The sequence below is a fragment of the Thalassotalea algicola genome (assembly GCF_012932965.1).
Classification (GTDB): Bacteria; Pseudomonadota; Gammaproteobacteria; order Enterobacterales; family Alteromonadaceae; genus Thalassotalea_F; species Thalassotalea_F algicola.
This window is the reverse complement of the sequence record NZ_JABBXH010000001.1, coordinates 582,525-608,101: the sequence shown is the minus strand read 5'-3', so window position 1 is coordinate 608,101 and position 25,577 is coordinate 582,525. Positions and strand designations below refer to the sequence as shown.

General features: G+C 39.3%; 24 protein-coding genes. 12 read left to right on the top strand and 12 right to left on the bottom strand.

Going from position 1 to position 25,577, the window contains the following annotated elements; genetic code table 11:
* Window position 1 precedes the first annotated feature (1 nt).
* From HII17_RS02800 to HII17_RS02780, 5 genes are all read right to left on the bottom strand, one after another.
* Window positions 2-1,750 carry an alpha-amylase family glycosyl hydrolase gene (locus HII17_RS02800; protein WP_169073785.1) on the bottom strand — a complete coding sequence of 583 codons (1,749 nt, stop codon included), beginning with the start codon at window positions 1,748-1,750 and terminating at the stop codon, window positions 2-4.
* A 42-nt stretch (window positions 1,751-1,792) separates the two neighbouring features.
* Window positions 1,793-3,016, bottom strand: coding sequence for a glycosyltransferase family protein (locus tag HII17_RS02795; RefSeq protein WP_169073784.1), 1,224 nt, complete (start codon window positions 3,014-3,016; stop codon window positions 1,793-1,795).
* A 12-nt stretch (window positions 3,017-3,028) separates the two neighbouring features.
* Window positions 3,029-3,886, bottom strand: coding sequence for an HAD-IIB family hydrolase (locus HII17_RS02790; protein ID WP_169073783.1), 858 nt, complete (start codon window positions 3,884-3,886; stop codon window positions 3,029-3,031).
* Window position 3,887: 1 nt separating this feature from the next.
* The gene (locus HII17_RS02785) at window positions 3,888-4,760 is read right to left on the bottom strand and encodes a P-loop NTPase fold protein (protein ID WP_169073782.1); all 873 of its coding nucleotides are present in this window, start codon (window positions 4,758-4,760) and stop codon (window positions 3,888-3,890) included.
* Between the two features lie 187 nt (window positions 4,761-4,947).
* On the bottom strand, window positions 4,948-7,557 hold the full coding sequence (locus tag HII17_RS02780; protein WP_328824444.1) for a penicillin-binding protein 1A: 2,610 nt from the start codon (window positions 7,555-7,557) through the stop codon (window positions 4,948-4,950).
* Between the two features lie 129 nt (window positions 7,558-7,686).
* On the opposite strand from HII17_RS02780, the gene HII17_RS02775 reads away from it, so the two are divergent.
* The 9 genes from HII17_RS02775 (at window position 7,687) to HII17_RS02735 (ending at window position 16,520) form a co-directional block, all read left to right on the top strand.
* Entirely contained in the window at window positions 7,687-8,766 is a 1,080-nt protein-coding gene (locus tag HII17_RS02775; RefSeq protein ID WP_169073781.1) for a pilus assembly protein PilM, read from the top strand.
* Window positions 8,754-9,332, top strand: coding sequence for a PilN domain-containing protein (locus tag HII17_RS02770; RefSeq protein ID WP_169073780.1), 579 nt, complete (start codon window positions 8,754-8,756; stop codon window positions 9,330-9,332). Before HII17_RS02775 ends, HII17_RS02770 begins: the two co-directional genes overlap by 13 nt.
* Window positions 9,332-9,937 carry a type IV pilus inner membrane component PilO gene (locus HII17_RS02765; RefSeq protein WP_169073779.1) on the top strand — a complete coding sequence of 202 codons (606 nt, stop codon included), beginning with the start codon at window positions 9,332-9,334 and terminating at the stop codon, window positions 9,935-9,937. Before HII17_RS02770 ends, HII17_RS02765 begins: the two co-directional genes overlap by 1 nt.
* Complete coding sequence (locus HII17_RS02760; RefSeq protein WP_169073778.1) at window positions 9,937-10,461, top strand: pilus assembly protein PilP; 525 nt, start codon at window positions 9,937-9,939, stop codon at window positions 10,459-10,461. The genes HII17_RS02765 and HII17_RS02760 overlap by 1 nt, the downstream gene beginning before the upstream one ends.
* A 29-nt stretch (window positions 10,462-10,490) precedes the next feature.
* Entirely contained in the window at window positions 10,491-12,533 is a 2,043-nt protein-coding gene (locus HII17_RS02755; protein ID WP_235938618.1) for a type IV pilus secretin PilQ, read from the top strand.
* Between the two features lie 151 nt (window positions 12,534-12,684).
* A complete protein-coding gene (aroK, locus tag HII17_RS02750; RefSeq protein WP_169073776.1) occupies window positions 12,685-13,203 on the top strand; it encodes a shikimate kinase AroK in 519 nt (172 codons plus the stop codon).
* Complete coding sequence (aroB, locus tag HII17_RS02745) at window positions 13,203-14,270, top strand: 3-dehydroquinate synthase (protein WP_169073775.1); 1,068 nt, start codon at window positions 13,203-13,205, stop codon at window positions 14,268-14,270. Before aroK ends, aroB begins: the two co-directional genes overlap by 1 nt.
* Before the next feature lie 15 nt (window positions 14,271-14,285).
* Window positions 14,286-15,611, top strand: coding sequence for an SPOR domain-containing protein (locus HII17_RS02740; RefSeq protein WP_169073774.1), 1,326 nt, complete (start codon window positions 14,286-14,288; stop codon window positions 15,609-15,611).
* An 87-nt stretch (window positions 15,612-15,698) separates the two neighbouring features.
* Entirely contained in the window at window positions 15,699-16,520 is an 822-nt protein-coding gene (locus HII17_RS02735; RefSeq protein ID WP_169073773.1) for a Dam family site-specific DNA-(adenine-N6)-methyltransferase, read from the top strand.
* Window positions 16,521-16,577: 57 nt separating this feature from the next.
* Here HII17_RS02735 and HII17_RS02730 read toward each other — a convergent pair whose 3' ends face one another.
* Both HII17_RS02730 and HII17_RS02725 read right to left on the bottom strand, forming a co-directional pair.
* A complete protein-coding gene (locus HII17_RS02730) occupies window positions 16,578-16,775 on the bottom strand; it encodes a DUF2970 domain-containing protein (RefSeq protein ID WP_169073772.1) in 198 nt (65 codons plus the stop codon).
* A 113-nt stretch (window positions 16,776-16,888) separates the two neighbouring features.
* Window positions 16,889-17,581 (bottom strand): TorF family putative porin, encoded by a 693-nt coding sequence (locus HII17_RS02725; protein ID WP_169073771.1) that lies wholly within the window; start codon window positions 17,579-17,581, stop codon window positions 16,889-16,891.
* Window positions 17,582-17,865: 284 nt separating this feature from the next.
* Here HII17_RS02725 and rpe point away from each other — a divergent pair, with 284 nt between their 5' ends.
* Together rpe and trpS are read left to right on the top strand one after the other, a co-directional pair.
* A complete protein-coding gene (gene rpe / locus HII17_RS02720; RefSeq protein ID WP_169073770.1) occupies window positions 17,866-18,543 on the top strand; it encodes a ribulose-phosphate 3-epimerase in 678 nt (225 codons plus the stop codon).
* Window positions 18,544-18,564: 21 nt separating this feature from the next.
* Window positions 18,565-19,569 carry a tryptophan--tRNA ligase gene (trpS, locus tag HII17_RS02715; RefSeq protein ID WP_169073769.1) on the top strand — a complete coding sequence of 335 codons (1,005 nt, stop codon included), beginning with the start codon at window positions 18,565-18,567 and terminating at the stop codon, window positions 19,567-19,569.
* A gap of 53 nt (window positions 19,570-19,622) precedes the next feature.
* Here the strand turns inward: trpS and HII17_RS02710 are convergent, their stop codons facing one another.
* The 5 genes from HII17_RS02710 to HII17_RS02690 all read right to left on the bottom strand — a co-directional run bounded on the left by HII17_RS02710 (window position 19,623) and on the right by HII17_RS02690 (window position 24,290).
* On the bottom strand, window positions 19,623-20,585 hold the full coding sequence (locus HII17_RS02710) for an FHA domain-containing protein (RefSeq protein WP_169073768.1): 963 nt from the start codon (window positions 20,583-20,585) through the stop codon (window positions 19,623-19,625).
* Entirely contained in the window at window positions 20,576-21,829 is a 1,254-nt protein-coding gene (locus HII17_RS02705; RefSeq protein ID WP_169073767.1) for a S1C family serine protease, read from the bottom strand. The genes HII17_RS02710 and HII17_RS02705 overlap by 10 nt, the downstream gene beginning before the upstream one ends.
* A 115-nt stretch (window positions 21,830-21,944) precedes the next feature.
* On the bottom strand, window positions 21,945-22,424 hold the full coding sequence (locus HII17_RS02700; protein WP_169073766.1) for an acyl-CoA thioesterase: 480 nt from the start codon (window positions 22,422-22,424) through the stop codon (window positions 21,945-21,947).
* Window positions 22,425-22,524: 100 nt separating this feature from the next.
* Window positions 22,525-23,289 carry a peptidylprolyl isomerase gene (locus HII17_RS02695; RefSeq protein ID WP_169073765.1) on the bottom strand — a complete coding sequence of 255 codons (765 nt, stop codon included), beginning with the start codon at window positions 23,287-23,289 and terminating at the stop codon, window positions 22,525-22,527.
* A 485-nt stretch (window positions 23,290-23,774) separates the two neighbouring features.
* Window positions 23,775-24,290 carry a sel1 repeat family protein gene (locus HII17_RS02690; RefSeq protein WP_169073764.1) on the bottom strand — a complete coding sequence of 172 codons (516 nt, stop codon included), beginning with the start codon at window positions 24,288-24,290 and terminating at the stop codon, window positions 23,775-23,777.
* Between the two features lie 155 nt (window positions 24,291-24,445).
* On the opposite strand from HII17_RS02690, the gene HII17_RS02685 reads away from it, so the two are divergent.
* Entirely contained in the window at window positions 24,446-25,573 is a 1,128-nt protein-coding gene (locus HII17_RS02685; RefSeq protein WP_169073763.1) for an MltA domain-containing protein, read from the top strand.
* Window positions 25,574-25,577 lie beyond the last annotated feature (4 nt).

Here is a 25,577-nt window from a genome sequence, read left to right as displayed (position 1 = left end):
GCTATTTTTGGTTACTCAGCCAAACCGTTTGGTATGGCTGTAACTCAATCGCTTTTGTTAAATCACTAATTTCCAATCCCGAAATTAAATCGAGCCAACTTTCTGTAATAACTAAATTAAGTTCGCTGATCGGAAGTTCAACTGGCTGATCAGTGACATTTGTTACACAAAAAACACTCTGACGCCTGTCTAAACTTTGTCGCCAAAAGCCAAATAAACTAAGCCCTAAATGTAAGGTGAACTGCGTAGCGTTCGGGTGAAAGGCTTTTTGATTTGTGCGAATATCAATTAACGTTAACATTTGATTGAGCACTTTAGCGTGCGGGTTGTCTTGATCGGCCAGTTTTTCTTCTAGGGTTGGGTAATCCCAACGGTGGCGATTAATTGCCCGATTATGGTGGGTATTTTTAAGTTTCTCATAATCATTTCGAGTACCAAGCAAACTATGTATATAAATACCAGGGATCCCTTCTAACGCTAACATAATAGCATGGGCGCAAATAAAGCGCTGCATTCCCCATTTATCTGGACCGTTTGTTGTGCCTTGCAGCGCATCAAACAGGGAGATATTCATTTCATAGGCTTTTTGCTCACCACTTTCGCTAGTTCGCCAAGAAATTGCGCCGCCGAATGACTTCATCGTGTTAATGAGTTCACCGATTTCAGGATCACTTAATAAACCTTCGGCAGGTCGCAATCCAACGCCGTCGTGCGAGGCAATAAAATTAAAATAAGTAGTGCCATCTTGAGCCGGTGGCATACTCATAAGCCAGCGTTTTAGGTATAAACAATTACCGGTAATTAGCGTATTTATTAGCAAAGGCGGTAACGAAAAATTGTAAATACAATGTGCTTCGTTAGCATTACCAAAATAAGTTAGGTTTTGAGTGTTCGGAATGTTGGTTTCAGTAATGATCACCGCGTCGCTTTTCGCATGTTCAATCAGCGTTCTGAGCAGGCGGACAACTTCGTGGGTTTGCGGTAAGTTAATGGATTTTGTTCCCGCTACTTTCCATAAAAAGGCCACAGCATCTAAACGAAATATTCGCACACCATTATCTAAATACTGGCGTATGATTTTAATAAACTGGCTGAGTACCTCAGGGTTTCGAAAATCAAGATCAACTTGGTCGTGACTAAAGGTGCACCAGACATATTGCTCACCATTGGCAGTTTCTGTTCTTCTCAATAGTGGCGAAGTGCGGGGGCGCACAACTTGTGATAAGTCGTCATGTGGGTTTGCGGTAAAGAAATAATCATGCCCTTGCCCTTCACCTTTTACAAAATTTTCAAACCATAAGCTGCGACTTGAACAGTGGTTAATAACTAAGTCAGACATTAGTTTTTTGTCTTGAGCAATTGCTTGAATATCTTGCCAGTCACCTAATGACTCGTTCACCGAAGAGTAGTCTATTACTGAGAAACCATCGTCTGAACTATAAGGAAAGAAAGGAAGGATATGAATGCAATTAACGTGATCTTGCAGATAATTATCGGCAAAATCTCGCAATGTATTTAATGGCTTTTCACCTGCTTTAATTAACGAGTCGCCATAAGTGATCATAATCACATCTTGCTCAGACCAATGGTTGCTATATGGTGCTGGCGGTGTATCAGTTTCACCGATGCGCATTTCATTTACTAAACGCTCTGCTAGCGCTTGATGTGTCATATCAAGCGCTACATCATGATAGATCACAGCGAGTTGCTGTGTCACTTTCTGGATAAGTGCATTTAAACTATCAGACATTACTATATCCTATTGTTTGTTCTTACTCAGTGATGAAAAGCTTTAGCCGCCAAATTCAAGATTGTCTTGTTCTACAGCTTCTTTTAATTCTTCCAAGATATCTGGCTCTGCGCTGATGACGCGGTTCCACGTTGGAATGAATGGTGTTTCCATGGGGTTTTCTAAAAAAGTTTGGCCGGCGTTCATTATGTTCTTGGCAAACATTTCTACTGCAGCTTCTTCATTATGGATATCGAGCGTTAAGCCGTTCATCAATGCGTCATGACGATAAGTTTCAACATAATCTAAGGCAATTCGAAAGTAAGTTGCTTTAATTGAACGGAAAGTCTCTGTGCTGAATGTATGACCTTGGGTGGCTAATTTACGGAAAAATGCTTTTGTGATATCAATCGACATTTTAGACAGGCCTGCTTGCGCATTATCTAGAGATAAGTCTTGATGTTTATGATCGTAAACGTCTGCAATATCGACCTGACAAATTTTATTAACCGCGTAATTTCGGTGCATTTCACTAAGCACGCCTATCTCTAGCCCCCAGTCACTTGGAATACGTAAATCGTTTAAAACGTCACGACGAAAAGAGAATTCACCAGCTAACGGGTAACGGAAGCAGTCCATGTAATCTAGGTATTCATTGGTGCCAACCACTCGCTTTAACGCACGAATCAGTGGTGTCACTAATAAACGAGATACTCGACCGTTGATTTTTCCGTCGGCAACACGTGCATAAAAGCCTTTTGAAAATTCATAGTTAAACTGAGGGTGAGCGACTGGATAGAGCAAACGTGCCAATAAGTCTTTTTCGTAAGTCAAAATATCACAGTCGTGTAGTGCCACCGACTCTGTTTTATTTGACGCTAAAATATACCCCATGCAATACCAAACGTTACGACCTTTACCTAGTTCGGTAGGTGCAAGTCCGAGCTTTTGCAATCTAGCATCAAGCGCTTTTAATCTAGGACCGTCATTCCAAAGAACACGATGATGTTGAGGTAGTTTATTGAAAAACTTTAAGGCATAGCGATATTGCGCTTCGTCTGCTCTATCTAGCCCAATCACAATTTCAGTTAAGTACGGTACTTCGGCAATATTGTCGATAATTTTGCCTAGTGCAGGCCCCTCCAGCTCCGAAAAAAGCGAAGGAAGCAATAAGCCAAGTGGTCGTTTCTTATTAAATGCAACTAGCTCCTGTTCCATGTCTTGGTATGAGCGCTGGCCTAAATTGTGAAGTGTTGTCACACTGCCATTTTGATAAAAATCAGCCATAAAAATGCCCTCCTAAGGGGTAATGTTAGCGAAGTTGCTGTTTAAATTTGAAAAGTCGATAAGGTGCTCTATGGCTTCCTGCCAACCTGTGGGGCCGAATCCTTGAGTTTGATAAATTCTTGGTACCTTTGTCGTATCGATTGAAGGGTAGTCGTGACTAGGTGATTTGATTTGCACCGCAATATCTGCAGCTTCTAACATAGCAATATCATTGCCACTATCGCCTAATGCGATGGCTGTCATATCGTCTAGTTTTAATTGGTGTTGGTATTCACCTGCAAGCCAATTGAGTGCTTTCCCTTTATCGCAATCGTCACATATGTGGATAAACCGGCCACCTTCTAATACATTTGCGCCTAGCGATTTAGCTGCAGAGATAAAGTGTTGCTTTTGTAAGTTGTTACTAAGCCATAAAACGGGTTCACCAAATTGACGTTGATTGGCTAGTGTTGCCCCTGGAATCGATAAACCAGTGGCGTTAGCAATATCGTCACTGCTCATCTGAGCAAAATGAGTAAAATCATGTTCAAAGCGTGCTTTTAGTTTATTGACAATAGCTATGTACTTCTCTCTGGGCTGGCTAAAATGTTTTACCCAAAAATGCTGTTGCTCTATTGTTTCTTTTGGCTGCTCTTTAAAGGTGGCTTTTGGAATATAAACAGCAGCACCATTTTCTACGATAAAAGGGCCGCTAATATTAAGGGCTTCATAGAGGTTAATGACTTCTTGAATTGTTTTACTGGTCGTGGCGATAACAGGAATTTTATGCTGTTTAAGCTTTTTCAATGCCGGTAGCGCTGCTTCGAAGCTGTAATTGTCATGGTCGAGCAGTGTTCCATCTAAATCACTGAATATTATTGGATTGTGCATATTAAATTCGTCCTACCGCTGATTCAATTTTGCGATCTTGATTCAGTGTGTAAACCAAGTCACATTTATCAGGTAGTGTTGCTAAAGCATGTTCGGTAAGTCTTTGGAAGTAGCAGATAAAAGTCTCTACTTCTAGTTTTGACATTACCTTAGTGTCTTTGGTGTTAGTTATCGTTTGTGCCAAGTGTTGTTCCTGCTGCCAGCGCCATGTAGCGACACAATCAAAGCTAGGTGCTTTTAGCATCAACCATTTATCAATCAGTTGGTATAATGGTTGATAAAAGTTGGCCAATTGCTGGTTAACATAATGTCGCCATTGGCCATCACAATCTTGGGTTTGTTCTAATTGGTTTATTGGCGCTTTTAATTTGATGCTGTTTTGAGGTTCAACCCCCCAACACCAGCCTTCGATAATGACAATATCTACTTTTGTCGGTGATAGTTGCCATAAAGTGCTAGCGATAGGGTTGTCTTGTGCTTTATCAAAACGAGGGAGCGCAACAGGTTGTCTTTTTTTAAGCCTAGACAAGGTATCGGCGAGTAGCTCTGTATCGTGTGTGCCTGGTACGCCGCGCGTTGCTAGTAAAGGATGTATAGTCTTTGCTAGCTCAGCTCTTTTTTCTTGTGATAAATAGAAGTCGTCTAATGATAAATTAACGACAGCCAGGTCTTTTTCTTGGCTTAAGTGATGATTAAGGAAGTTTGCTAGCGTCGACTTTCCAGACCCCTGGCAACCATTAATACCTAAAAAAAATGGTGTCTGTGTTTCTGATGTTTTGTTTGATAATTGATTAGCCGTATTTACAAACCACTGCCTTGCTGTACTAGCAAAGGTAGACGGTAAATTGTGTTCGACAATAAAATCGCTAAGCATCAGGCACCAAAGTTAAAATGTTTATAGTATTGAATATAAACAAACTTTATGCCAACGACTTGATTTTAATTAAATTGTAATTAATACAAGTGTTTATGGTTGTTTTGCGTTTCGAGAAATACGGAGGGTAACTTGAATGTTGCACTGTTATAGTGCAGCACCAAGACGGTGCTGCATCTAATTTAAGCTAAAATATTTCTTCTTCTGCTTCAGGTTCACCGTCTAAAATCACGCTACTTTCGTCATTTTCAATATAATCAATTGGCGCCGTGCCCAGTTTAAAATATTCGAAAATACTGGTTTTATCTGTTTTGGTTGTTAATTTTCCTGTCGCTTTGTCGATTCGCACCGAAACGATGTCTTCTGGCGGCTCAAATGGTTCAACAGGTAAATCGGCTAATGCGGTTTTCATAAAGGAAATCCAAGCAGGTTGCGCAGATTTTGCGCCAAATTCTTTACCGGTAATTTGATTTTTACCCAAATTGTTATTGTATCTAGTTTGACCTAAATTGCGGGTATGATCATCAAAACCAATCCACGATGTTGCTACTATCCTACGGCTATAACCTGAGAACCAAGCATCTTTTGCTTCATTTGTTGTACCTGTCTTACCTGCAATATCGCGACGTTTTAAAGAACGAGCTCTAAAACCTGTGCCTTGCCAACCTGGGGTAACGGACCAATCTGCTCCCCAAATCGCACTATTAAGCGCTTGAGTTGTTAAGAAGGCATTTTGAGGGCTGATCACGCGTTCAGCTGCTTTAATTGGTGGAAGTTCCGTAACATCGTCGCTTTCAAGCGCTAATGCTGCTGGAACCTCCTGAAGTAGCTCACTTTGCTCAGCCTCTAAATTTGTCGTTGTTTGCGTTAAATGGTCTTCTAACAGTTTTGGCTGTAATGAACTAACAAATTCATCACATGGCAGATCACAGGCGTATTCAGGCTGAGCTTCAAAGATAATTTGGCCAAATGAATCTTCAATACGCTCGATGAAATAAGGGTTAACTAAATAACCGCCATTTGCAAATGTTGCAAAACCGGTTGCCACTTCGAGAGGTGTTAACGAAGCCGAACCTAATGCAAGTGATTCATTCTCTGGTAATTCATCCGGTACGAAGCCGAAATTAGACAGGTGATCGATAATGTTGCCTAAACCCACTGCTCGTAATAGACGCACGGCAATAACATTTTTAGATTGAGCTAATGCTAACCTGACACGAATAGGACCATCATAATTAGGTGGAGAGTTTTTCGGACGCCAGACAAAGCCTGAACTTCTATCCCACTGATTGATTGGTGCGTCGTTTACTAAAGTGGCCAATGTATAATCTTTATCTAAAGCAGCGGAATAAATAAATGGCTTAATATTTGAGCCAACTTGACGTTTAGCCTGAGTCACACGGTTAAATTGACTTTGCTTAAAACTAAAACCGCCGACAACGGCTTGAATTGCACCAGTGTCGGGCGCTAAAGCGACAAGTGCGCTACTTGCCTTAGGGAGTTGGCTTAGTCGAAAAACATCTTCTTTTTCGGTGATATAGATAACATCACCAAGTTTCAATATTTCACTAGCAGTTTTAGGCTCTTTACCTTGCTTTTGGTCACTAATATATTCGCGTGCCCATGACAGGCCTTGCCATGGAATATCTACAGATTGTCCTGACTTTAGTACAACAGTCACGGCTTTCTCATACATACCGATTACTATTGCGGGCTGTAGTTGCTGATAACTCGCTGTACTATTTAATGCGTGCTGAATTTCTGTTTCTGTTAGTGGCTCAATTACCGGCAGAGTATCACTTTCTGCATCGATAGGGTTTATTGGTCTTAATTCGTCGACAGGGCCGCGATACCCGTGACGTTGATCGTAATTTAATAAATTAGTAATTACGGCCTGTTGCGCAGCGATTTGAAGATGAGAAGGGACAGTTAAGAATACCTTGTAACCACCAGTGTAAGCCTCTTCCTTACCGTATCTTCCTATCATTTCCTGATGAGCCATTTCAGCAATATAAGGGGCGTCTACTTCGATTTCGGCTCCATGTTTCTTTGCAGTAATAGGGGCAGAATTCGCATCGCGATATTGGCCTTCGGTAATATAACCACTTACTAACATGCGTTGAAGCACAACGGCGCGGCGATTTTTAGCTCGTTCGGGGCGGCTAATTGGGTTTAGCGTTGAAGGTGCTTTAGGTAAGCCGGCAAGCACAGCAATTTGCGCTAAAGATAAGTCGTTTACATTTTTACCATAATAGACTTGAGCTGCTGCACCAAAACCAAATGCTCGATGTCCTAATTCAATTTTATTGAGATATAAGGCCAATATTTCATCTTTTGTAAGCAGGTTCTCAATATGAAAAGAAAGGAATACTTCGCGAATTTTTCGTGTATAGGTGACTTCTCTTGTTAAGAAAAAATTCCGGGCAACCTGCATGGTAATTGTGCTGGCACCACCTTTATTTTGTCCCATCAATTTAGCCACTACTGCTCGACCAACGCCAATAGGGTCCACACCAAAATGCGAGTAAAACCTGTCGTCTTCCGTTGCCAAAATCGCATCAATCAATTGTTGAGGAAATTCATTGAGCTTTAACGGAATACGCTTTTTCTCGCCAAATTGAGAAATTAATTTGCCATCTTGACTAAAAACCTGCATTGGTGTTTGCCATTTTAAATCTTTCAATGATGCAACACTAGGTAGGTCGCTTTTCATTGACATGTATAAGGCAAACAGGGCGATCACGCCCAAAAAGCTTAGCGCTACAGCTAATTTCGCTAAATTTTTGAAAGAAAACACAGAAAATGCTCTATTTTTGGAAAAATTTTGTATGATAAGACTAGTATATCGTGTAAAACCATGTAATAAATGTATTTATGCGTATATTATACCTAAAATAATTAGAACTATAAGATTTAGTAGGAAGTTATGCTAAGCAAGTTATGGAAAAAGAAAGCATCAATGATGGTAGGGATCGATATTGGTTCCCACGCCGTCAAAGCTGTATTGTTAAGTCAGGGAGATGATGGCTACATCTTAGAAGACTTTGCTATAGAGCCAATGCCTCGCGGAGCAATTATTGACCGTGAAATTCAAGACATAGAGGCCGTCGGTAAAGTTATAGCAAAAGTTCGTAAGAAAGTTACTTCCTCAATCAAACAAGCAGCTGTTGCCGTATCTGGACAAACAGTGATTACTAAAGTCATTTACATGGATGTCGCCTTAAATGATGAAGAGCTTGCCGGCCAAATTGAAGTAGAAGCTGATAGTTTAATTCCCTACCCACTTGATGAAGTAAGCTTAGATTTTGAAAAGCTTGCAGTTAATGAATCCGATCCTAGTAAAATAAACGTATTATTAAGTGCTGCTCGTACTGAGTCAGTAGAAGCTAGAGTTGCAGCGTTAGAAGCCGGCGGCTTTAGTACTAAAGTTGTCGATGTTGAATCATATGCAATTAGCCGAACCTATGATTTATGCTTGGCGCAGCTACCGGATGATGCGAAAAATAAAATGGTCGCTATGGTTGATCTCGGCGCTACTATGACATTGTTTTCTGCAGCCAATGAAAGCGAACATGTTTATAGCCGTGACCAATTATTCGGCGGTGAGCAATACACACGCTCAATTGTTTCTTATTATAACCAGTCTTTTGAAGAAGCTGAAACGGCAAAAGTAAATGATAAACTTCCTCCTAACTATCGGTTTGAAGTACTAGCGCCATTCCATACAATATTAGTTCAGCAAATCCGAAGAGCTATTCAAATGTTTTTAACATCAAGTGGTTACGAAAAAGTAGATTACTTGATAATATCAGGCGGCACCGCTTTGGTTGAAGGTGTGCAAGAGCTATTAACTGAAGAACTTGGTATTTATACTGTAGTAGCCAACCCATTTGAAGCAATGGAAATTGCTGATGGGTTAGATGAAGCTGAGCTGAAAAAAGTTGCACCTCAGCTAATGGTCGCAGCAGGATTAGCGTTAAGGAGTTTTACGCCGTGGCATATATAAACCTCCTGCCTTGGCGCGAAGAAGCGCAAAAAGCAAGGCAGAAAGAATTTATTAGTATTTTGACCTTTGTTGGTCTTTTTACGTTTTTAGTGGTATTTGCCGTTAGTAGCTATTATCAAGCACAAGTCGATGGGCAAGTTTCACGTAACCAATTCCTTAAAAATGAAATTCAAATCTTAGATGTTCGTATTGCGGAAATAAAAACACTGAATGAAAAGAAAGAGGCGTTGCAAAAACGTATCAGTGTAATCGAGCAATTACAACGTAGCCGAAATGTTGGTACGCAAGTGCTTGATGAAATTGCTAAAATCATTCCAAACGGCATATATTTAACTAAGCTTGAAAAGCAAGGTAATATTATTCACTTAATAGGTAAGAGTGAATCAAATAACCATTTGGCCAATATGATCCGAGAAATCGAATTATCAGATCTATTTACAGATGCTACGCCTGAATCAATTGTTACAGACGAAGAAGCGACTAAATTATTAAGTGACTTCAAAATGCGTGTAACAATTAAAGGTCTTGTTGATGACCTTGATGCGGCGCTGCAGGGAGAGGGCTAATGGAATTTGATGTAAATAAGTTTACCGAACAGTTTGATAATCTAGAGTTAGATAATCTAGGTGAATGGCCTATAGCAGCTAAAGTTGTTCTTACAATATTTGCTGCAATTGTAATTGCGGGACTTTCGTATGTCGGTTTAGTAAGTGACAAATTAACTAGATTAGATCGCGTAAAAGCGGAAGAAATAACACTCAAGCAAGAGTTTGAATCTAAATATCATGTCGCAGCAAACTTAGAACTTTTCCAACAACAAATGGCTGAAGCAGAGAATATCTTTGCTAACCAGTTAAGAAGTCTACCGGAAAGCCATGAAACTCCAGGTTTATTGGATGATATAACGTTTGTCGGAACAACTAGCGGCCTTGATTTTGTTAAGTTGAACTGGCAACCCGAAATTACGAAAGAAATTTATATAGAATTACCAATCGATATTGAAGTTATTGGTGCGTATCATGAATTTGGTGGTTTTGTGAGTAAAATTGCTGGCTTACCACGAATAGTAACCTTGCATGATTTTACTATCGATATTGCTCAATTAAGTAGTGAAACACTTAACTTAAAACTACAAGCGAAAACCTATCGTTATCAGGAGGCCGGTCAATAATGAAAAGATTAGCCTTATTGTCGTTAGTATTCTTAGCTGGTTGTTTTGACGACACCAGTGATTTGAAAATTCACATTGCTAAAGTTAAAGCGAACACAAAAAGTTATATTGAACCTATGCCAGAGGTACCGACGTTCAATCATTTTGAATATGCTGCTATAGATTTGCGTAGTCCGTTTGTAGCCCCTAGGCCTGAAGCAATACAGGAAAAATTACAACAAATGTCTGGTTGTTTAAGCCCAGACCCACGTCGACGTAAACAACCTTTAGAAAAGTTCGCGCTGGGAGATCTAGTGATGCGTGGTACTTTAGGTGAAGGTGGAGTGACTTGGGCCTTAGTTGAAGCGTCAGATGAAACATTACATAGAGTTTCAATAGGCAACTATGTTGGCCTATATAACGGTCGAATTACAGAAGTAGGTAATGACAGCGTGAAAGTAATAGAATTAACCCCAGATGGTGCGGGTTGTTGGGTTGAACGAGAAACCGATATTGATATGGTTGAATTGGATAGTCAAAGGTAAAGGAAGTAGTGATGCTATTTAACAAAATAATGAACAATAAAATTTTTACCTTGAAACAACAGGTAAAAGTTATCATTGCTATGTGCTTCTATTTGACCTATTCAACGGTTGCACATGCGTCGGATCTTATCGGTATTGCTTACAACACAATCCATAATGACCAAATTGAAGTGGTTTTCTCTTTTTCAGAAGAAATTATAGGTCAACCGTCGGTTAAGACGTCAGTTGATCCGGCAGTGATTAACGTAAATTTTGGTAATGTCGCTTTTGAAGAAGATTATGCTGAAACATTTGTTGATCATGCAGGTGTAGAAAACATCCTTGTAAATGCCGTAGATGGCAACATGGTTGCGACGATTAATTTAGAAAAATTAACCGTATTTGACGTGGCTATTGAAGGTGACCAATATGCTATTACGCTTTCCTATGGTAAGGCCGCAGAGATAGTTGAGACTGTAGCACCAGCAGGTGAAGAATTCTTAAACAATGTGCAATCTATCGATTTTCGTCGAGGCGAACTAGAAGGTGAAGGCCAAGTTATTATTAACTTAGGCGACAGTGTCGTTGCTGCTGATGTTAAGGACGAATTAGGCCGAGTGGTTGTAGAGTTCTACAATACACAAATCCTTGAAGATATGCTTTACAAGCTAGATGTAACTGACTTTGCAACAATCGTTACTGGCATCGAGACGTTCCGTGAAGGGCGTAACGCAAAATTAGTTATTGATGTTGATGGTAATTTCACCTTTGAGCATGACCAACAAGAAAATGTATTTCTCGTTAATATTCGTAAGCAAGAGAAGAAAGTTGGTTACTTAGGTGCTGAAGAAGATTTCAGTGGCCGTACGATTTCATTAAACTTCCAAGATATCTCTGTACGTACAGTACTACAGATTATTGCTGACTATAACGAATTTAACCTAATTACTAGTGATACAGTAAACGGTAATATTACATTACGTTTAGATGGCGTTCCTTGGGACCAAGCTTTAGATATTATCCTGAAGGTTAAAGGTTTAGATAAACGTATGCAGGGTAACATTTTAATGGTTGCTCCAAGTGATGAGTTAGCTGCACGTGAAGCGAAGAACTTGCAAGCTCAGCAGCAAGTTGAAGAGCTAGCTCCGTTATATTCTGAATATATTCAAATAAACTACGCTAAGGCTACTGAACTAGCCGCGTTAATTAAGAATGAAGATACCAGTATTTTATCATCACGAGGTTCTGTGACGGTTGATGAACGTACTAATACATTATTAGTGCGTGATACAGCGAAGAGCATTGAAGATATCAAACGTATGATTGGTATTTTGGATATTCCAGTACGTCAGGTGGTTATAGAAGCGCGAATGGTTACTGTAAAAGATACCGTTGGTGAAGAGCTAGGTATTCGTTGGGGTGTTACAGATACAGATGGTGAATATTCAACAGCCGGCTCATTAGAAGGTGCAGATAATGCATCAGCAGGAGTGTTACCTTCGTTGACGGATCGCCTAAATGTGAACCTTCCAGTTGCTAATCCTGCAGGGAGTATTGCATTCCAAATTGCACGATTGGCCGATGGAACTATTCTTGATTTAGAGCTAAGTGCTTTAGAGCAAGAGAATAAAGGTGAAATTATTGCAAGTCCGCGAATTACTACTGCTAACCAAAAAGAAGCGTTTATTGAGCAAGGTGTTGAAATTCCTTATCAGGAAGCGGCATCTAGTGGTGCTACTTCAACGCAGTTTAAGAAGGCTGTGTTAAGTTTAACGGTAACTCCACACATCACGCCTGATAACAAGATTATATTGGACTTAAGTGTTACTCAAGATACGGTTTCTGATATTACGAGTGGTCAAGCGCCAGCGATTGATACTCAACGTATAGGTACTCAAGTGTTGGTTAGTAATGGTGAAACTATCGTTTTAGGTGGTATTTACCAACAATCAATTATTAGTGCAGTTTCAAAAGTTCCGGTATTAGGTGATATTCCATACTTTGGTTGGATGTTCAGAAATACTAATAACTACAATGAAAAGAAAGAGTTACTAATATTCGTAACACCTAGAATCGTTACGGAACATTTCTAATCAATTGAAAAATTAGCAAGTAAGTGATGTAATTTATAATCACTTACTTGCATTCTACTCCAAACAATTGCGATAATTACGCCCTTGAAATTTTTGAGGGGAGTTTCCTCTTACCTATTCACACATTTTTTACGAGAATTAAGTAAGTCTAATGGCAGAAAAACGTAATATTTTCCTAGTTGGTCCAATGGGCGCGGGTAAAAGCACTATTGGTCGAGAATTAGCAGATAAACTTCACTTAGAGTTCTTCGATTCAGACCAAGAAATTGAACGTCGCACGGGTGCAGACATCTCTTGGGTTTTTGACTTAGAAGGTGAAGAAGGTTTCCGCAAAAGAGAAGAAGATGTCATCGATGACTTAACTGAGATGCAAGGCATTGTTCTAGCAACCGGTGGTGGTTCTGTAATTAGCCCACAAGTACGTAATCGCTTATCTGCACGTGGTATTGTTGTTTACTTAGAAACAACAATTGATAAGCAAGTAGCGCGTACGCAACGTGATCGTCGTCGTCCATTGCTTCAAACCTCTGAAGAACCAAGATCAGTTCTTGAAAAGCTAGCGGTTGAACGTAACCCGCTTTATGAAGAAATCGCTGATGTAATTGTTCAAACAGACGACCAAAGTGCAAAGGTTGTTGCACACAAAATCGTAGAACGTTTAGATTTCTAATGAATTCGTTGCTCGTTGATCTGGGCGATCGCAGTTACCCCATTTATATCGAAGCAGGACTACTAAATACTAGCAGTCCTGTTACTTCTCATATTAAGTCGAAACGTGTAACCATTGTTTCTAATGATGTAGTTTTCCCCATTTACGGAGAGAAGCTAATTAGTGCATTGGGCGATTTTGATGTCGATTATTTATTGCTGCCAGACGGCGAGCAAGAGAAAAACCTAGCTAATTTTGACCTAATCATGACTCATCTACTTGAAGGTGGTCACGGTCGAGATTCTACTCTTATTGCATTAGGCGGTGGAGTGATAGGTGATATAACGGGCTTTGCTGCGGCGTGCTATCAACGAGGCGTAGATTTTATCCAAATTCCTACCACTTTGCTTTCACAAGTTGACTCCTCAGTTGGAGGTAAAACAGCCATAAACCACCCATTAGGTAAAAATATGGTTGGTGCTTTTTACCAACCTAATGCCGTTATTATCGATATAGAAACGTTAAGTACTTTGCCAGCACGTGAATTTTCAGCTGGTATGGCAGAAGTCATCAAGTACGGAATTTTGGGTGATAAAGCATTTTTTGATTGGCTTGAAGAAAACAAGCTTGCGATAAAAGCTAAAGATTCAGAACTACTTAAACAAGTCATTGCACGTTGTTGTCAGTGTAAAGCTGATATCGTTGCTGAAGACGAAAAAGAAGCTGGTAAAAGAGCTTTGCTTAATTTAGGCCATACGTTTGGTCATGCAATTGAAGCTGAACAAGGCTATGGTGTATGGCTTCACGGAGAAGCAGTTGCTACTGGTATGGTCCTTGCTTCCACACTATCTGAACATCGAGGTTTGCTTTCAGCGTCAGAACTTCGTCGTATTATCGAATTGTTAGCTTACTTTGAGCTACCAATCTATTCACCAGAAGATATGGATTTAGAGTCTTATCTAAAACATATGAAACGTGATAAGAAGAATATTGCCGGCCAATTAAGGTTTGTATTACCAAAAGGTCTAGGCGATAGCGATGTCTACGGCGATGTAACAATAGAGGAGCTGAAGCAACTTCTGGATTAATAAACGGAAGGTCTTATGGCGGCTTTAGCGACTAACTTAAACAATACCACTGAAAAAAAAGTAATGTCGATCAGCACAAATGCGCGTATTGATTACATCTTAAAATTCTCTCGACATACGGTTGTTGTTCTAGACGAGAAAAAGCAAGGCTTTGGCTCTATTGCAGGTACATTTCTTTCTTCTTTAACCGACCAAACGAACGCTGCACTTATCGGTGTATCAAGTAAATTAAATGATATTCAGGTGAGAGCACGCATTAATGAGCAGCTTTTTCCAAACCAAACTTTTGATCCAGAAATTTCACTTACGCAAAGCGTCATAGAGCATTATGTTAATAGCAAAGAACCTATCGCTATAGTAATAGAACAAGCTCATCACTTATCGCTACAAATAGTTCATGAATTAACGTTATTGTCGGAAATTGCGAAAAAATCGGGTCGTGACATTAGTGTAGTTTTATTAGCTGAAATGTCTCTTGGGAAACTGATTGCAGATAATCACAGCCTTTTTCATAAAAAGTTATCGATGATCTCTGTAGAAAATGGTCAATTACTTTCAAGTCATTCTGATGCATTTAAAGCGTCTTCGCCTTTTTTGGCGCTAACGCCCTTTAACAAGATGGTGTTGTCGTTACTAACGTTATTGGTTATTACATTCATTGGGCTTTACATTCTATATCAACAGGATAGTTTTCAGTTTAGTCAATTAGATGAAAAAGCAAACAAACTTAACGGTGTTACTCAAACGCAGTCAATAATTAAGCCAAAACCAACGGAACTAATAAGTACATCGGTAAACGATGGTGACGTAGCATCAGTAAGCGATGTTCTAGCAGCGCTAACTGGTAAACCTATTGAAAATGCTGTTGTTGAACTAGCATTGCCTCAAGACATTTTAAACGCTATTAACCTGGATAAAGAACCAAAAGATGCTGATTTATCAACGTCTTTAGCCATTTCATCTAGTGAAACTGTTGATTTAAGAAATGATGGCGAGACAAAGAGCCAAAAGGCTGATGAAAACATACCGACGACAGCGCAATATGCTAATGTTAATCATTACGTTATTCAGTTTTCAGCACTAGCACTGAGTGAAATTGATGATGCTGATGCAATAGTAACCAATTTTGCACGTCAGTTTTTGTTATCAAGTCACCAACACTATATTCGTACGATAAATGGTAAATTATTTGTGGTGATTACTTCTCAAGAGTTTGTTGATAAGCCGTCAGCTGTTGCAGCAATGAGCGACTTAGATCCGGAATTACAAAGTAATGGTATTTGGATTAAGTCAGTTCAAACAATTAAAAAAGAAATTGCCCTAATGGGCAAAGACAATTAAAAAAACTAGCTATTGCCATTGGTCTGCGAGATGAATCAAGCTACAATCCTCAGTCGTTAACTTAGTAGTATTGGAATTGTTGGCTTAATGACCAATAAAAATAGAGCATTTCTAAAATGGGCAGGTGGTAAATATGCCCTATGCGATGTTATTAACAAAATACTTCCGAAAGGCGAATGCCTAATAGAGCCTTTTGTTGGTGCAGGCTCTGTTTTTCTCAATAGCGATTATAAGCGTTATATTCTCAATGACATTAATAAAGATCTAATTAACCTCTACAAAATACTTCAGTTAAAACCTGAGCTGTTTATTGCCGAATCTGCAGAGCTGTTTTCTGCACAATATAACCAGTCAGAAGCATATTACGAACTGCGTAAAACCTTCAATGAAACACAGGATGCTTACCAGCGATCTTTGCTGTTTCTCTATCTTAATAGACATGGTTATAACGGCCTATGCCGTTACAATAAGTCGGGCGGATATAACGTACCTTTTGGCAAATATAAAAAGCCTTATTTTCCTGAAAAAGAGCTTTGGTATTTCGCAGAAAAATCTCAAAATGCAATCTTTGTTTGTGAAAACTATCGAGATACGTTTGCAAGAGCAAAAAGTGGCGATGTAATTTACTGTGATCCACCTTACGTACCATTAAGTAAAACGGCAAGCTTCACTAGCTATGCAGGTAATGGCTTTGGACTAGATGAACAAGCTGACCTTGCCAATGCAGCAGAAGAAACCGTAGAAAGCGTGCCAAAAACTTCCGTGTTGATAAGTAATCACGATACAATTTGGACACGAAAAATTTACGAGCATGCCTTTAAAATTCGCAAATTAAATGTTGCTCGTACTATTAGCCAAAAAGCTAACGGTCGAAAAAAGGTAGGTGAGTTAATGGCGCTGTATAAATAAGCCCAATTACTCTTTAGTCATTGTGTGCTCAATAGTATTAAAAGTTTGCAGCTAGTTTTACTTTAGCAACACCAAATTCACGGCAAATATTAACGCTCCGACAAAAATTATAGCGCCAATTAAACCAATAATAATAAACTGAATTGGCTTACCTTTAGCGAAGTCCTGCTTATGGTTTGTAGAGCTTTGTACACCGAAAAATGCCGCACCTACACTTTTACAAATTTGCCACCAACTTAAGTTATCTTTAGACATAATTTTATTACCGAAGAATTAATGTGATCAGTATGGAAAATATCTAATGACTTAGCAATAGCACATAAAAAAGCTCGGTATTAACCGAGCCTTTAAATATTAAAATGTATTAATTAAAGATCGATATCAATAGCATACGAAATGGTAAATTTAACATCATCGTTATCCATATCCGTATCAGATAATGCGAATGTGAATCCATTTTTGCTTAAACTTACGCCGTAGTCAGTGTAATCACCGTCGTCATAATCATCATCGAAAGTATAATTACCTACGTGAAACGCTAACTCTAGCCCTTCAGCTATTTCAAAAGCTGCATCTGCACTTATATATAGCGCACTGTCAGCCCACTCTGCTCCATCGTCATTATTTACACCGTAATTCGCGGTAACACTAAATACGTCATATGAAAGGCTACCGTATATTTCGCCGAAGTCGTACTCATTGCTACCATCAGTTTCAGCAGAGTCTGGGTAAGCGTAGTATATGTAACCCACATCATACCCGAAACCACTGTCACCCAGGTCACCACCAAAGCCAAAGTAAAAGTCTAATTCGTAGCTGGCATCATCTCCAAAGTCTACATTCGATGCCCATGTACCAGCATAGAACCCAGATTCATTCGCGTAGTCTATACCACCAGAAATCGCTGCACCGTCATCTGTTTGTGTAACACCACGCCATAAGTAGTTGCTAGTTAAGCCTACGTTTGCTGATAACCCTTCTACAGCGTGTGCTTTATTAGCTGCAATTGATAATGTCGCCAAGCTCGAACTGATAACTAATCCTAATAGTGCGTTTTTCATGTCATATCTCTCTATTTTTTATTGTTATCTTATTGGCTGCAAAGTCGATGCCCAAGATATGATTAACAATCAAAAAACATTAAAAAGCCAATAAAAACAAAGGGTAAATGGTTTGTTGTTTTTGCTTTTTGTCAACGGGAGAATTTTCGATGATCTTTTTTAGTGCAACTAAAATCTAAAAAGATCCAACTTTGTGCATAAAAAACAGCCATAAATTGCGGCTTTTACTTCATAATTGGCTGCGCTTTAGGTAAAGTAGCGCAGATTTTTTAAAGGGTGATCTTATGTCTTCATTTTTAATAGCTCCATCGATTTTGTCTGCTGATTTTGCACGCCTAGGTGATGACGTTGCCAAAGTGCTAGATGCTGGTGCTGATGTCGTTCACTTTGACGTGATGGATAATCATTATGTGCCCAACTTAACTTTCGGGCCAATGTTTTGTAAAGCATTGAGAGATTACGGAGTTACAGCGCCAATTGATGTACATTTAATGGTTAAACCCGTAGATAGTTTGATTCCTGCATTTGCCGATGCAGGAGCTGATATCATTACATTTCACCCTGAAGCTAGCGAACACGTCGATCGTACGTTGCAATTAATCAAACAACATGGCTGTAAAGCTGGTTTAGTATTGAACCCAGCAACGCCATTGTCGGTTTTAGATTTTGTGATGGATAAGCTTGATGTCATTATGCTGATGTCGGTAAACCCTGGCTTTGGTGGTCAATCGTTTATCCCTACTACGTTAGAAAAACTTCGTTTAGTTAAACAACGAATTATAGAAAGTGGTCGAGAAATTCGCCTTGAAATCGATGGTGGTGTTAAAGTCGACAACATTAAAGAAATAGCGGAAGCTGGTGCTGATATGTTTGTCGCCGGTTCGGCAATATTTTCACAGCCTGATTATCAGGTTGTTATTGAACAAATGCGTGCTGAATTAGCGTCAGTAAGTACGAAGTAGTAGCAAATAAACGAGAAGATAATGAGTAAACCAATTGTATTAAGTGGCTGTCAGCCATCAGGTGAATTAACCATAGGAAATTATCTAGGCGCACTTAGACAGTGGGTCAATATGCAAGACGATCATGATTGCTACTACATGCTAGTTGATCAGCATGCGATAACTGTTCGTCCTGAGCCAGAGGCATTACGTAAAGCGACATTAGATGGCCTAGCGCTATACCTTGCTTGTGGTGTTGACCCGCAAAAAAGCACTATCTTTATTCAATCTCATGTGCCAGAGCATGCACAACTTAGCTGGGTCCTTAATTGTTACACCCAAATGGGCGAACTTAACCGCATGACACAATATAAAGATAAGTCACAAAAGTCTGAAGCGAATATGAACTCAGGTTTATTTACTTATCCGGTATTAATGGCAGCAGATATCCTACTTTACGATGCAGCACGAGTGCCTGTAGGTGATGATCAAAAGCAGCATTTAGAGTTAGCACGAGATATTGCGACACGAATGAATAATTTATATGGCGATATTTTTACAGTGCCAGACCCATATATTCCTGAATTTGGTGCTCGTGTAATGAGCTTGCAAGACCCATTAAAGAAAATGTCGAAATCGGACGATAACCCAAATAACTTTATTGGCTTATTAGAAGATACTAAAAAGATCACTAAGAAAATTAAACGTGCAGTGACTGACTCTGATGAACAAGCGCGTATTTATTTTGATATGGAAGAAAAACCAGGTGTCTCTAATTTGTTGTCCTTACTTTCATGTTGTACTGGTAAGACTGTTGAGTCATTAATACCAGATTACGAAGACAAAATGTATGGTCACCTAAAAGGTGATGTGGCAGACGCGGTGGTTGGCTTATTAGCGCCAATTCAAGAGCGTTACCATCAATACCGTGAAGACCAAGCATTTCTTGATAAAGTCATGCGAGAAGGTGCAGAGAAGGCTTCTGCTCATGCTAGTCAAGTTCTCACAAAGGTTTATGACGCAATAGGCTTTGTTGCTAAACCTTAAGTTCTGATCAGTTAATAAACATTTAAGAAAAAAGCGAGCTATGCTCGCTTTTTTTATTTTTCATCGTTAGCTTTTTTCTGAGCTTTTTCAAATAGCTTGTCTGCATCTTTTATAAAGTCATCAACACTACTACTTGAAGAAATGAGATAAGCCGGTGGCAGGATCGTGGCATTATATTGCGGCCTAGGATTGAATTCTGGACGTTTACTCATTTGAAGCAATGCACTACCCCCAAAGAAGAGTATGGTTAAGCTAGCAGCCGCAGTAATGCGTCTTGCCTTGCTCATGTGGAAGCCAACATAGCAATTTAACCAAAACATACAAAACGCTAATACTATTGGCAGCAAGTTAACAAACCAAGCGACTGGCCAATTACTTGAAGTATTGAAGTAGGTTAATGCTTGTATCGCATCGGTAACCATCAGTAATAAAAAGAAGATAAAACAAATGCCAATTTGATGTAGCACTCGAGCATCATTTTTAGTGAGATGGGAAATTAAGGCGATTATCGATGGCCAAATACAAAACGCTAGTGTTAGCTTTATTGCTGGTACTAGCAATTGTGTAAAGTTAACTTCTTTGGCATTTTCTAAAAAGGTTAGCCAACCGGTAGCTAATGCGAAAAGCACTATACTAGCTATTACGACAAGCGGATGCCTAGCAAGGTTGATAAGTGATTCAAACGCACTAAATGGAATACTAGTGTCAACAGGGTGATTCGGGAATATTAAACGTATCTGGCTATTACCAATAGAAATGACATCACCAGAGTTAACAATATGACCGTTCGCAGCTTGCTTCCCTTGACCAATGAATGAGCCATTTACGCTATTAAGGTCGTTAATTTTCCAGTGCTCACCGTCATAATCAATGGTTAAGTGCTCTGCACAAACATGAGGATCGGAAACGATAATGTCATTGTGATAACCACGCCCGATATGCACAGAACTTTGCGCGTATTTATGGCGACCAATGAGCTTATGTCCTTTACTAATTTCTTCGATGATTATTTCCATGAAACTGACTCCATAAAGCGCTTGGTAAATGCCAGAGCCATTTCTTTTTCTACCCCTGAAACTGTAAAGTGACTAATGAGTGCCTGTCTTTCCCTATCGACAGACAGCCCTAGGTACAAGACGTCAAATAACGCAGGGAACTTTTTATAATTTCGAGTGCATAAAATGCTTTTGTTATTAATTGATTGGTTCAGCGGCATGACAATATCATGGTGGCACTCAAACTCGGTTACATCGTCTTTGGTTGCTTTATTACCTGCGGCAGCACGAGTTACTTGTCGTTGATATAGCTGATAAAACTTTAACGGGCTTATTTTGTCAGTTTCCATATACTGAAACTGCATTTCAACCGTACCAGTAAAGAAGTTGTGGTCAATAAAGGTATCCTCATCAAGCGCACAATTGGCCATGGCGGATAAAATTAACGCATCAGTTTTATCTGAGTTGGACTCTCCCCAACAGCGTATAAAAGGCACGTCAATTGTTGGAATAAGGCTTTTTCCTAAGACTTTTCCCTGCCATTTACTTTCGAGTAGCTTATCGATAAGGGCTTTTTGATAGGCGCTAAGTTGCTCCGCCATTTGCTCTTCAATAGATGCTGGTGGTGAATCTTGGTAGTGATTGAACAGGGTCGCCAATTTATCATGTGGCACTAAAAAGCCGATTTGATTGCCTGAGGTCGCAACATTAATACCAACTACTTGTGTATCCTTGTTGACTACAGGCCCACCACTCATTCCAGAGTTTACAGAGCCAGTAAAATGAATCTTATCGATAAAAGATTCTTTTTTTAAGCCATTGTATGTACCAGGTACCACAATCATGCCTAAGTCATGAGGGTTTCCAAGTGAAAACAGCTCTTCACCTTTTGTTGGCGAATTATCTGCAATGGTAAAAAATGGCATGTCTTGATCAATATTGCGTTTAACCAATGCTAAGTCATTGATAACATCGACACTTGCTAAGGTAAGGTCACCTTTGTTGCCTTGATGATCTAAATATTGAATTTGATATTTATTAGGGTATTGCGCGAAGCCAGAGATAACATGGTAATTGGTCGCGATTAAGCCATCTGCAGTTATTTGAAATCCAGAGCCGATAGAAGATTTCTCACCACTAGCCTTATCAATTAATCGAATTTGATAAAGCGAGGGGGCAAGTTGTTTAAATATAGTACCAGCCTGTTCAGTAGCGTATAGCGCTGGCGCAGCGAGCCAAAGCAATAAGGCAAAGAAACCTTTCATTGAATATCCTGTTCTTTTTCTTTGACCTTATTGTGCCAAGTAATTGTTTGAACAAACAGCCTAGTTGCTGAAAAAAACGTAATAATTCATTATATCTTGCGATAGCACGTCAAAATTACTTCCAGCCCAGCTTTTCCTCAAAGTCTTTATCAAGCTTTTTAGCAAAATCTTTAGCTTGCTCGGCGACTTGTTCTAGTTGTTTATCTTCTTCTGTTTCGGGCACATAAACAGGAACTTTTATTGGGTAACCAGCTTGATCTACTGCCATAAAGGTAATGAAACATCTGTTAGTTATGACGGGTTTACTGCCTTTAGGATCGCCAGCACGTACAACAACATAAATGTGCATACTAGATTTTCCCGTATGGACAATTCTAGCTTCGACACTAATCATCTGCCCGACTAGTATCGGGCGAATAAAGCGAATAGCATTAGCTGAAACTGTTACACAGTAATGTTTACTCCATTGAGCAGCACAAGCATAGGACGCTTGATCAATCCATTTCATGACCATGCCGCCGTGAACTTTGCCACCAAAATTGACGTCTGTAGGTTCAGCCAAAAAACGGAATTCAACAATGTTGCTTACTGACATATAGATTACTTAGTAGTAGTTAATATTAACTAAACTATAGCTCAATCAGCAGCTTAAATAAAAAAGGTGGCTAAGCCACCTTTTATTAATCACCTAGAAATTATTTTTGTGTTCGTCTGATGATTGCTAGCAACGCGATTAATGGTAACCAAAATAAGCTTCCGCCACCGCTACTGTCACTATCATTGTCATCATCTTCATCTGGTATTTGAATCAAAGTGTTTGGCACTTTGACCAAGTCAGCGTCAGTTACTGTTGTGCTGTCAATGATGTCGATGCGATAAACGATAACAAAGTTGTCATAACCTGCATCTTCTCCGGTAGCGCATTGCTCCGCTGAATAGTCAACCATAGGTGTACTTCCACACCGACTAAGCTCTTCAATCGCTTCAAGCACTGCCATATCTTCTTCAAATACTTGACCGAAAACCGTGAAACCACCATTTTGCACGTCTAAATTGGCACTATTATCAGCTAAATTAAAAAACCATTGGCTAGTCGCACTATTTGGATTGCCAGCTACTTTGGCCATTGCAATAGTACCTTTGGCATTCGACCAAACCGGCTCATTTTCTACAGCGCCATTACTTTCAATTGATTCATGATCAAATCCGTCGCTGTATGTAGCACCACCACCTTGAACAACAAAGTTAGATTCTACGCGGTGAATTACACTGTCTTGGTAATCACCATCATTAACATATTCTAGAAAGTTATCTACAGTTTTCGGCGTAGATTGATCATGTAAATTAACGCGGATATTGCCTTGCGAGGTAACAAATTCAACGATAGTTGCATTCGCTGATGCACTAACCAATGCACTTACGGCTAAAAGTGCAGTACTTATTTTAGAAATTAACTTCATACTCTTTACTAACAAGATAAAACAATAAAGCCATGCATAATAGTGTGAAATGCCGTAATGCACTAGTAACTTTTTGTAATCAACGCGTATGAGTAATTAATTGGTCATGAAGCATGATGAATAATTAGTAGTCTTTGAGCTTTTTTACAGAGATAAATATTCTCTCTGATTTAGATTACCTTATTAAGAATTCTGAAATACTTTAGAGGTTTGCTGTAAATCTCACAAATTAAATGCTTAAGTTCTTGCGACTTTTATGAGAAGTGAATTGAAGAGAGAATGCTGTTTGGCAGGAACGAATCGACTTTCTTCTAGCTGAATTCAAGTCGGAAGCTATTATTAACTTAACTCGTTGCATATTCAGGAAGGTGACACATTGCTTCCTGTTAAAATGGAGATTTATTCTTAATTGCTTGATAAATAAGCGACAGATATCGGAAGGCTACATTCATACCAATCGCTTAAATATTGAAAAATAGAACTTATTAACCTGCGTAATAAAAGCCTGGTTTTAATTCTGATTTTTTACAGGTGTGTTTCGGTTTTTTAGAGCCTAACGTTTTCATTGGGCGGCACTTTAGTTTTTGCGCCTTTACGCCATATCTATCGATATAGGTCTTCGCCTCTTCATTAACTACGGCCAGATAATCTTTAGGTAGTTTTTCTTCAAGCATATTGAGTGGTTTCTTCCAAGATTTAGTCTTTTGCTCGTTTGCTACTGATAGCCAAGCATAGCTTTTCTTTAAATCTTGAGGAGTACCTTGACCATTTAGATACATAGTACCGACGATGTACTGTGCTTTTTTCTCGCCAAGTTGAGCGACTTTTTCAAGTGCAGGAAGGGCACTTTCATAATTATTACTTTGATATAGAGAAAGTGCTTCTTTAATATTTTTTTCATAGGCATCAATGTCGATAAATTTGCTATTACCTTCATTGGCAAATCCCACTGAACTTGTCGCTATTAGTAGACTTGCCATTATCATTTTAATTGTTTTCATTTCTTTACTCTCTGATTAACTCCATGTCAGCCTTTATTTTAAGAGAGCATTGTTGAGGCAGGCGTGTCTAAATGTAACAGTGTATTTTTTTGCTGTAATATTTGACACAATTCTTGATACTATTTGTGGATTATCCTGTCTGTAGTGGTCTTCTTTTGTTTAGTCGTCTATTAATCGCTTTAATATTTGTAGTTGTTACACAATCGTACGTCTTTGCCGACGCTCAATTTTTAAAAGAACAAAGCCCTAACTTCGGCCAGCTGTCGATATTTAAAGGTAGTGAGCTTTGTGCAGTGTCAAAAGCAACTAATCAATACCTTCGTCAGCATAAGGATGACGTAAAGGCGGTGCATGCTGGGAAAGCTATTGGTAATGGCATTTCATTAGGCAGGGTAGAGCAAACGCTGGATTTTCTGTGCCAGATTTATCAAGAAGATGTGCGCGCTAATCGAAACAGTCGCTTACATGATGGTGCATTTTTAAAAGCCAATTTTGAATTTATTCGCTGGATACCTGATAAAGAAAAAGCAGATGAGATTGCACGAAAGAGCACTAATAGCGTTAAAAGCCGTATGTTAAATCAAATCCCGAATAAACAACTATTCCTTACGAAATATTACGCAAAACTCTTAGATGGTAGTGCGGTTAAAACTGATCACTATTCACAAGCACTTTACCAGTTACCTAGCGATGAACAGCATTTCTCGCTTGAGCAAGCGGAGCTGAAAAAAGATCAGTTAACTCGATTTCGCTATACACGGCAGGAGGTTATGGAAGGTGCTTTACTTAATAAAAAGTTAGCAAAACCTTTAGTTTGGGTAACCGAAGAGGCTTTACATGACGTGTTACTACAGGGAACTGGTGTATTAACGGTTGACGGTAAAATACGTTATTTTAACGTCCATAGAAACAATGGTATCGACTATGACTATGCGATAGGTAAGCGGGAACAAAAGCGATATTGGTATTTCGCTGAAGTCCCCAGCATTTTAGGCTATGGCAAAGAACTAAAAAACAAAATAGCAATAAAGCCGCAAGTTAGCTTAGCGGGCAATGTGAAACAGTTAGGCTTAGGTAAATTGATTCTAGTTAATTATCAGCTTGAGAAGCGATCACAAGCTCAATTGGCAATATTAGCAGATGAAGGTGGAGCGTTTGATGACAATCTATTTCAGCTGGATTTGCTTGCTGGTAGCTATCGTGGCTGGGGCGATTACCATCAAGCGAATAAACATATACCAGACTATGCGGATATTTGGATTCTGCTTAAAAAAGAAGAGTAAACAG

Excerpts from the sequence above, each read along its gene's own strand:
- HII17_RS02800 (WP_169073785.1), bottom strand. The coding sequence starts at position 1,750 with ATGTCTGATAGTTTAAATGCACTTATCCAGAAAGTGACACAGCAACTC.
- HII17_RS02795 (WP_169073784.1), bottom strand. The coding sequence starts at position 3,016 with ATGGCTGATTTTTATCAAAATGGCAGTGTGACAACACTTCACAATTTA.
- HII17_RS02790 (WP_169073783.1), bottom strand. The coding sequence starts at position 3,886 with ATGCACAATCCAATAATATTCAGTGATTTAGATGGAACACTGCTCGAC.
- HII17_RS02785 (WP_169073782.1), bottom strand. The coding sequence starts at position 4,760 with ATGCTTAGCGATTTTATTGTCGAACACAATTTACCGTCTACCTTTGCT.
- HII17_RS02775 (WP_169073781.1), top strand. The coding sequence starts at position 7,687 with ATGCTAAGCAAGTTATGGAAAAAGAAAGCATCAATGATGGTAGGGATC.
- HII17_RS02765 (WP_169073779.1), top strand. The coding sequence starts at position 9,332 with ATGGAATTTGATGTAAATAAGTTTACCGAACAGTTTGATAATCTAGAG.
- HII17_RS02760 (WP_169073778.1), top strand. The coding sequence starts at position 9,937 with ATGAAAAGATTAGCCTTATTGTCGTTAGTATTCTTAGCTGGTTGTTTT.
- HII17_RS02755 (WP_235938618.1), top strand. The coding sequence starts at position 10,491 with ATGAACAATAAAATTTTTACCTTGAAACAACAGGTAAAAGTTATCATT.
- aroK (WP_169073776.1), top strand. The coding sequence starts at position 12,685 with ATGGCAGAAAAACGTAATATTTTCCTAGTTGGTCCAATGGGCGCGGGT.
- aroB (WP_169073775.1), top strand. The coding sequence starts at position 13,203 with ATGAATTCGTTGCTCGTTGATCTGGGCGATCGCAGTTACCCCATTTAT.
- HII17_RS02740 (WP_169073774.1), top strand. The coding sequence starts at position 14,286 with ATGGCGGCTTTAGCGACTAACTTAAACAATACCACTGAAAAAAAAGTA.
- HII17_RS02735 (WP_169073773.1), top strand. The coding sequence starts at position 15,699 with ATGACCAATAAAAATAGAGCATTTCTAAAATGGGCAGGTGGTAAATAT.
- HII17_RS02730 (WP_169073772.1), bottom strand. The coding sequence starts at position 16,775 with ATGTCTAAAGATAACTTAAGTTGGTGGCAAATTTGTAAAAGTGTAGGT.
- HII17_RS02725 (WP_169073771.1), bottom strand. The coding sequence starts at position 17,581 with ATGAAAAACGCACTATTAGGATTAGTTATCAGTTCGAGCTTGGCGACA.
- rpe (WP_169073770.1), top strand. The coding sequence starts at position 17,866 with ATGTCTTCATTTTTAATAGCTCCATCGATTTTGTCTGCTGATTTTGCA.
- trpS (WP_169073769.1), top strand. The coding sequence starts at position 18,565 with ATGAGTAAACCAATTGTATTAAGTGGCTGTCAGCCATCAGGTGAATTA.
- HII17_RS02710 (WP_169073768.1), bottom strand. The coding sequence starts at position 20,585 with ATGGAAATAATCATCGAAGAAATTAGTAAAGGACATAAGCTCATTGGT.
- HII17_RS02705 (WP_169073767.1), bottom strand. The coding sequence starts at position 21,829 with ATGAAAGGTTTCTTTGCCTTATTGCTTTGGCTCGCTGCGCCAGCGCTA.
- HII17_RS02700 (WP_169073766.1), bottom strand. The coding sequence starts at position 22,424 with ATGTCAGTAAGCAACATTGTTGAATTCCGTTTTTTGGCTGAACCTACA.
- HII17_RS02695 (WP_169073765.1), bottom strand. The coding sequence starts at position 23,289 with ATGAAGTTAATTTCTAAAATAAGTACTGCACTTTTAGCCGTAAGTGCA.
- HII17_RS02690 (WP_169073764.1), bottom strand. The coding sequence starts at position 24,290 with ATGAAAACAATTAAAATGATAATGGCAAGTCTACTAATAGCGACAAGT.